Below are 7,189 nucleotides of genomic sequence, written 5' to 3'. Positions count from 1 at the left end.
TTCTCGTAGCTGACGCCGCCGCCCGCCGCCGGTTCGCTCATGACTCGTCCCTCCATGGTCTCGAGGCCAAGGTTGCGCCCCGCGTTGGTYGGTAGACGAGTCCTGAAACCGTGTTCGACGCGCGCCCCCGACGGCCGTTCAGTATTTGATCACGACGAACGCGGTTCGTCCAAATCACGGGCGGTCGACGGGCTGGACGGGACACTGGGCAGGCCMTCGGTGTCGCTCTCGTCCTTCAGCGCTACGCCGGTGACCGACAGCCGCAAGGCCTCGCGCATCAACCAGGCCAGCTTGAAGGCGGCCTGGTCGTACGACAGCCCCTCGGCGCGGATGTTGGAGACGCAGTTGCGCTCGGCGTCGGTGCGGCCGACGCGCGGCTGGTAGGTCAGATAGGCCCCCAGGCTGTCGGGCGAGGACAGGCCGGGCCGCTCGCCGACCAGCAGCAGCAGCAGGCGCGCGCCCAGCAGCTCGCCGACCTCGTCGCCCAGGGCCACGCGGGCCTGGCTGGCGACGGCGACGGGCGCCAGGCTCCAGCCCTCGGCTTCGATATGAGGTAGCAGGGCGGCGATCAGCGGCGCGGCGTGGGCGTGGACGGCTGTGCTGGACAGGCCGTCGGCAACGACGATGGCCAGGTCGGCGGGCCCTCGCGCGCTGGCCAGGGCGATGCGGCTGGCGTCGGACAGGCGGCGGCCCAGGTCCGGACGGCGCAGATAGCGGGCGCGGTCCGGCGCGGCGCTCTCGACCCGCAAGGCGGAAAGGCCCAGCGCCTCGATTTCCGCCGCCACCGTTTCGGCCTCGAACGGCGTATGCACCGCGTCGCGGGCCTGGGCGTGGGCCAGGGCGAAGGCCAGCACCTCGCGGGTCGGCAAGCTGGCGCCCGAGCGGCCGATGGCGATGCGGGCCGGGGTGCGGGCCCGCAAGGCGCTCCACGGATCGGGCGGGACCAGGCGGCTCATGCGCCGGCCAGCAGCGGATGGCTGGCCCGGGACGGAACCAGGCGACCGTCGGCGCCGGTGATCCTCAGCCGTTCCAGCCAGGCCTCGAACTCGGGCGCGCGCTTGCGGCCCAGCAGGTCACGGACATAGAGCGCGTCGTGGAACGAGGTCGACTGGTAGTTCAGCATCACGTCGTCGGCGCCTGGCACCCCCATGACGAAGGTGACCCCCGCCGTGGCCAGCAGGGTCAGCAGGCTGTCCATGTCGTCCTGGTCGGCCTCGGCGTGGTTGGTGTAGCAGACATCCACCCCCAGCGGCGCGCCCAGCAGTTTGCCGCAGAAGTGGTCCTCCAGCCCGGCCCGGATGATCTGCTTACCGTCGTACAGGTACTCAGGGCCAATGAAGCCGACGACCGAATTGACCAGCAGCGGCTCGAACGCCCTGGCCACACCATAGGCGCGAGCTTCCAGCGTCTGCTGGTCGACGCCGTGGTGCGCGCCGGCCGACAGGGCCGAGCCCTGGCCGGTCTCGAAGTACATGACGTTGTCGCCGACGGTCCCGCGCTTCAGTGAGCGGCCGGCGTCCAGGCCTTCTTTCAGCAGGGCCAGGGTGACGCCGAAGCTGGCGTTGGCGGCCTGGGTTCCCGCGATCGACTGGAAGACCAGATCCACCGGCGCGCCGCGCTCGATCAGTTCGACGGCGCTGGTCACGTGGGTCAGCACGCACGACTGGGTCGGGATCTCGAAGCGCTGGATCAGGTCGTCCATCAGCCGCACGAGGTCGCCCAGCACCGAGAGGTTGTCGCTGGCCGGATTGATGCCGATCACCGCGTCGCCGCAACCGTACAGCAAGCCGTCCAGGATCGAGGCGGTGATGCCGGCCGGGTCATCGGTCGGGTGGTTGGGCTGCAGACGGACGGCCATGGTCCCGGGCAGGCCAATGGTATTCCTGAACCTGGTCGTCACTCGGCATTTGCTGGCCGCCAGGATCAGGTCCTGGTTGCGCATGATCTTGCTGACGGCGGCGGCCATCTCGGGGATCAGGCCTGGCGCCAGGCGGGTCAGGGCGGTCGGCGTCGCGGCCTCGGACAGCAGCCAGTCGCGGAACTCGCCGACGGTCAGGGACGCCACCGGCGCAAAGGCGGCCATGTCGTGGCCGTCCAGGATCAGGCGGGTGACGTCGTCGGTCTCGTAGGGGACCAGGGCCTCGGTCAGGAAGGCCTTCAAGGGAACATCGGCGAGGGCCAGCTTGGCGGCGACATTCTGCTGGGCGCTGGTCGCGGCGATCCCGGCCAGGGCGTCGCCCGACCGCGGCGGCGAGGCCTTGGCCATCAGGTCGGCCAGGCTGTCGAACCGCCAGGTGGTCGCGCCGATGGTCGAGGCGAAGGCCATGGTCCCTCCCGAGGTCCCTCCTTGGGTCGATGGGGCCAGGGTGCCTCGGGAACAGCGAGGCCGCAAACGCCAAGCGGGGGCGCCGATCCGACGCCCCCGCCCTTGCTGTTCCCGTGATCAGTCCCGCGCCTACCAGATGCGCGAGCGCTTCTCCGGCGGCAGGTAGAACTTGTCGCCCGGCTTGACGCCGAACGCCGCGTACCAGGCGTCGACATTGCGGGTCGGGCCGATGACCCGGAAGTTCGACGGCGAGTGCGGGTCCGAGGCCATCTGCTGCTTCAGCGAGTCGTCGCGCGACTTGTCCTGCCAGCTCTGGGCGAAGGCCAGGAAGAAGCGCTGGTCGCCGGTCATGTCGCCGATCACCGGGGCGGGCTTGCCCTTCAGGGCGGCGTGGTAAGCGTCGTAGGCCACTTGCAGGCCGGCCAGGTCGGCGATGTTCTCGCCCATGGTCAGGGCCGGGTTGATCTTCATGCCGGGCACCGGTTCGTAGGTCCCGTACTGGCCGCCCAGCACCGCGGCCTGGGCCTCGAAGCGCTTGGCGTCCTCGGCGGTCCACCAGTCGCGCAGCTTGCCAGTGTCGTCGATCTTGCGGCCCTGGTCGTCGAAGCCGTGGCTGATCTCGTGGCCGATCACCGCGCCGATCGCGCCGTAGTTCACCGCCGGGTCGGCGGCCGGATCGAAATAGGGCGCCTGCAGGATGCCGGCCGGGAAGACGATCTTGTTCTCGAGGCCGCCGTTGTAGGCGTTCACGGTCTGCGGGGTCATGCCCCACTTGCCGTGGTCGACGGGCTTGCCCAGGTCCGAGAGGGTGTAGGCCCACTCGAAGGCGCCGCTGCGGCGGACGTTGCCGTACAGGTCGCTGGCGTCCAGCTTCAGGCCCGAATAGTCGCGCCACTTGTCGGGATAGCCGACCATGACGCTCATCTTCGACAGCTTGGTCAGGGCCGCCTGCTTGGTGGCGGGGGCCATCCACGGGGCCTTCCGGATGCGCTCGGCCATGGCCGTCTTCAGATTGGCGATCAGGTCGACCATCTGGGCCTTGGACGAGGGCGGGAAGTACTTGGTCACATAGGCTTGGCCGACCAGCTCGCCCAGGCTGCCGTCGACCAGCTGCACGCCGCGCTTCCAGCGGGGACGCAGCTGGGTCTGGCCCGACAGCACCTTGATGTAGTCGAAGCGGCTGTCGACGAAGCGCTTGGAGAGGTAAGGCGACATCTCCAGCACGCCCTGCACGGTCTGCCAGGCTTTCAGGGTCTCCAGCGGGGTGACGGCGAACAGCTTGGCGATGTCGCGCACGGCGCTCTTCTCGCCCAGCACCACCTGGCTGCGTCCGGCGATGCCGGCGGCGGCCAGATAGTCCGACCACGGCGCCTCGGGCGCATAGGCCTTCAGCTCGTCCATCGTCACGGGGTTGTAGACCTTGTCGATGTCGCGGCGGTCGGCGACCGCCCAGCTGACCTTGGCGATGGCGGTCTCGAAGGCGATCACATCGGCGGCCGACTTGGCCGGGTCGGCATAGCCGGCCATCTTCAGCGCGCGCTCGGCGAAGGCGGTATAGGCGGCCAACTGCGGCTTGAAACCGTCGGTCAGGTAGTAGTCACGGTCGGGCAGGCCCAGGCCCGACTGGCCGATATAGAGGGTGTTGAGCTCGGGGTTCTTGGCGTCTGGATAGATGTCCAGCGAGAACAGGTCGGGGCCGAAGCCGCCGTGGGCCGCGCCCAGGGCCTTGGCCAGATCGGCCTTGCTGGACAGGGCGGCGATCTTGGCCAGGTCGGCCTTCAGCGGCGCGTCGTCGACCTGCTCGACCTTGGCTTCGTCGGTGAAGCTCTTGTACAGCGCGCCGATCGGGGTCGAGGCGTCGGCCGTCTCGATCAGGGTGCGCAGCTGGTCCTGCGAGCGATTGTAGACGTCGTAGCCGACGCCGGCCGAGGCTTGGTCAGCCGGGATCGTGGTCTTCTTCTCCCACGCGCCGTTGGCGTACTTGTTGAAGTCGTCGCCCGGCTTCACGGCGGTGTCGCGGGTGGTCAGGTCGACGCCCCAGGCGCCGTACATCGGCTTTTCGGCGGCGAAGGCCGCGCCGGAGATGGCCACCGCGGAAACGGCGGCCAGCAGGAAGATGCGCATGTGTAGGATCCCAATGCCCCTCAGAGGGCGGGGATGCTGCACCAAGCGCGCCTCGGGTGCAGATGAATTTCCCGTAATGTGAGACCGGAGGCCATGGCCACCACCGGTTGGGCGTCTACGACCTCGGAGGGTATTTCCTCTGCCGGGGTTTGGTGGTCTGATCACTCTCAAAGATTGGTCAGGCAATCTGACGCGTGGAGGAAAACGATGAGTGATCTAGCCAGCCGCCGTGCGTTCCTGATGGCGGCCAGCGTCGGGGGTGCGGCCTTGGCGGGAGAGGCCATGGCCCAGACGGGCGGCCCGCCGGTGAGCCAGGAGGTTGCCGGGCCGGGCCCGATCGTCACGCCTCGGCATAAGATCAAGTTCGCGGTGATCGGCCTCGACCACTACCACATCATGAGCATGACGGCGGCCGTGAAGCGGGGCGGGGGCGAGTGCGCTTACGTCTACGCCTACGACAATGACGCCAAGCAGTTGGCCGACTTCAGGAAGCAGCACGGCGACGCGCCGGTGGCCAGCAGCATCGACCAGATCCTGAACGACAAGTCGATCCAGCTGGTGGCCGCCGCCCCGATCCCCGACCAGCGCGTGCCGCTGGGCCTGAAGGTGATGGCGGCGGGCAAGGACTATCTCTCCGACAAGCCGGGCATCATCACCCTGGAGCAATTGGCGCAGGTCCGCGCGGCCGTGAAGAAGACCGGCCGCAAGTACGCGATCATGTACTCCGAACGGCTGGAGGTGCCCTCGGCGATCAAGGCCGGCGAGCTGGTCCAGGCCGGCGCGATCGGCAAGGTCGTCCAGACCGTCAACCTGGCCCCGCACCGGATCGGAACCGGGCGTCCCGACTGGTTCTGGGACAAGGCCCGCTACGGCGGCATCCTGACCGACATCGGTTCGCACCAGGCCGACCAGTTCCTGTTCTACACCGGCAGCAAGACCGCCAAGGTCGTCGCCAGCCAGACCGGCAACGTCAACAATACCGACCACCCGAAGTTCGAAGACTTCGGCGACATGACCGCCGTGGGCGATGGCGGCACGGGCTATGTCCGGGTCGACTGGTTCACGCCCGACGGCCTGGGCGTCTGGGGCGACGGGCGGCTCTTCATCCTCGGGACCGAGGGCTATATCGAGCTGCGGAAATATATCGACCCGACCGGCCGGCCCGGCGCCAACCACCTGCTGATCGTCGACCGGAAGCAGGCTCGCTACATCGACTGCAGCCAGGTCGCCCTGCCGTTCGGCCCGCAGTTCGTCAACGACATCGTCGAGCGCACCTCGACCGCCCAGGACCAGGATCAGGCCCTGCTGGCCGCCGAACTGGTGCTGAYCGCCCAGAAGAACGCGACCAAGCCGGTTCTGGGCTGAGGGAGATGACGATGAGCAAGCTCACCCGCCGTAACGTCCTGGCCGCTGGCGTCGCCTTTCCGACCATCGTGCCGGCCACCGTGTTCGGCCAGAACGCGCCGTCGAACCGGATCAATATCGGGGTGATCGGCGTCGGCCGCATCGCCCGCGGCCATGACATGGCCGAGACCTTCAAGTACGACCACGCTCAGATCCTGGCGGTCTGCGACGTCGACTCCAAGCGCCTGGCGCTGGGCAAGCAGCTGGTCGACGAGACCTACAGCAAGAAGTACGGCCGGGCCTGGGACAGCGCCCGCACCTACGCCGACTATCACGCGCTCTTGGCGGCCAAGGACCTCGACGCCGTCATCGTCGCCACGCCAGACCACCAGCACGCCATCCTGGCCGTGCACGCGGTCAAGGCGGGCAAGGACGTCTATCTGCAGAAGCCGGCCTCGCTGACCATCGCCGAAGGCCGGACCATGGCCGACGCCGTCAAGGCCACCGGCCGCATCCTGCAGATCGGCTCGCAGCAGCGGTCCGACAAGCCGTGGCCGCAGTTCCGCCGCGCCTGCGAGCTGGTCCGCAACGGCCGCATCGGCCAGCTGAAGCATGTCGAGGTCGGACTGCCGGGCGATCCTTCCGGTCCAGAGGCGCCGGAGCAGCCGATCCCGGCCAACCTCAACTACGACGCCTGGCTGGGTTCGACCCCAGAGGCCTACTACACCGAGACGCGGGTGCATCCGCAGGGCTCGTTCGACCGTCCGGGCTGGCTGCGCTGCGAGCAGTTCGGGGCCGGCATGATCACCGGCTGGGGCGCCCACCACGTCGACACCGCCCACTGGGGCATGGACATGGAGCACTCGGGCCCGATCGAGGTCTGGGGCTCGGCCGAGTTCCCCAAGAGCGGCCTGTGGAACGTGCACGGCAAGTTCCTGACCCATGCCCGCTACGAGAGCGGCGTGACCATGGACATCTCGGGCGATTTCCCCAACGGGGTGAAGTTCATCGGCACCGAAGGCTGGATCTTCGTCGCCCGCGACGCGCCCGTCACGTCCAGCGACCCCAGCTTCGGCCAGAAGCCGACCCCGGCCCTGGCCGCCAGCGATCCCAAGATCCTGGACAGCGTGATCGGGCCGAACGAGATCCACCTGCGCCGCTCGGAGGAGCAGCACGGCGACTGGCTGGACTCGATCCGCAGCCGTAAACCGCCCTCCGCCACCGCCGAGGTCGGCCACCGCGCCTGCTCGACCTGCCTGCTGCACCACGCGGCCATGAAGACCGGCCGGCGCCTGAAATGGGATCCCAAGGCCGAGCGCTTCATCGGCGACGACGCCGCCAACGCCCTGCTCAGCCGCCCGCAGCGCAAGCCGTACACGTTCTAGGAGGATGGCG

5 protein-coding genes are annotated in these 7,189 nt (G+C 68.7%); 2 read left to right on the top strand and 3 right to left on the bottom strand.

Annotated features, from left to right (window positions below):
• Positions 1–149 precede the first annotated feature (149 nt).
• From eutC to AC1DSO_RS01200, 3 genes are all read right to left on the bottom strand, one after another.
• Positions 150–956 carry an ethanolamine ammonia-lyase subunit EutC gene (gene eutC, locus AC1DSO_RS01210; RefSeq protein WP_477067085.1) on the bottom strand — a complete coding sequence of 269 codons (807 nt, stop codon included), beginning with the start codon at positions 954–956 and terminating at the stop codon, positions 150–152.
• Positions 953–2,326 (bottom strand): ethanolamine ammonia-lyase subunit EutB, encoded by a 1,374-nt coding sequence (locus tag AC1DSO_RS01205; protein ID WP_477067084.1) that lies wholly within the window; start codon positions 2,324–2,326, stop codon positions 953–955. The genes eutC and AC1DSO_RS01205 overlap by 4 nt, the downstream gene beginning before the upstream one ends.
• 129 nt (positions 2,327–2,455) lie before the next feature.
• A complete protein-coding gene (locus tag AC1DSO_RS01200; protein ID WP_477067083.1) occupies positions 2,456–4,450 on the bottom strand; it encodes a M13 family metallopeptidase in 1,995 nt (664 codons plus the stop codon).
• A gap of 207 nt (positions 4,451–4,657) precedes the next feature.
• Here AC1DSO_RS01200 and AC1DSO_RS01195 point away from each other — a divergent pair, with 207 nt between their 5' ends.
• Both AC1DSO_RS01195 and AC1DSO_RS01190 read left to right on the top strand, forming a co-directional pair.
• The gene (locus AC1DSO_RS01195) at positions 4,658–5,815 is read left to right on the top strand and encodes a Gfo/Idh/MocA family protein (protein WP_477067082.1); all 1,158 of its coding nucleotides are present in this window, start codon (positions 4,658–4,660) and stop codon (positions 5,813–5,815) included.
• 11 nt (positions 5,816–5,826) lie between these two features.
• Positions 5,827–7,179 (top strand): Gfo/Idh/MocA family protein, encoded by a 1,353-nt coding sequence (locus AC1DSO_RS01190; protein WP_477067081.1) that lies wholly within the window; start codon positions 5,827–5,829, stop codon positions 7,177–7,179.
• Positions 7,180–7,189 lie beyond the last annotated feature (10 nt).

The sequence above is a fragment of the Caulobacter sp. P4_E5 genome (genome assembly GCF_056401555.1).
The sequence above is the reverse complement of the archived record's forward strand: the minus strand, read 5'-3'. Positions and strand labels throughout refer to the sequence as shown.

What these genes read in the sequence shown, in the direction of transcription:
- AC1DSO_RS01190 (WP_477067081.1), top strand. Translation starts at nt 5,827, where the DNA reads ATGAGCAAGCTCACCCGCCGTAACGTCCTGGCCGCTGGCGTCGCCTTT.
- AC1DSO_RS01205 (WP_477067084.1), bottom strand. Translation starts at nt 2,326, where the DNA reads ATGGCCTTCGCCTCGACCATCGGCGCGACCACCTGGCGGTTCGACAGC.
- AC1DSO_RS01200 (WP_477067083.1), bottom strand. Translation starts at nt 4,450, where the DNA reads ATGCGCATCTTCCTGCTGGCCGCCGTTTCCGCGGTGGCCATCTCCGGC.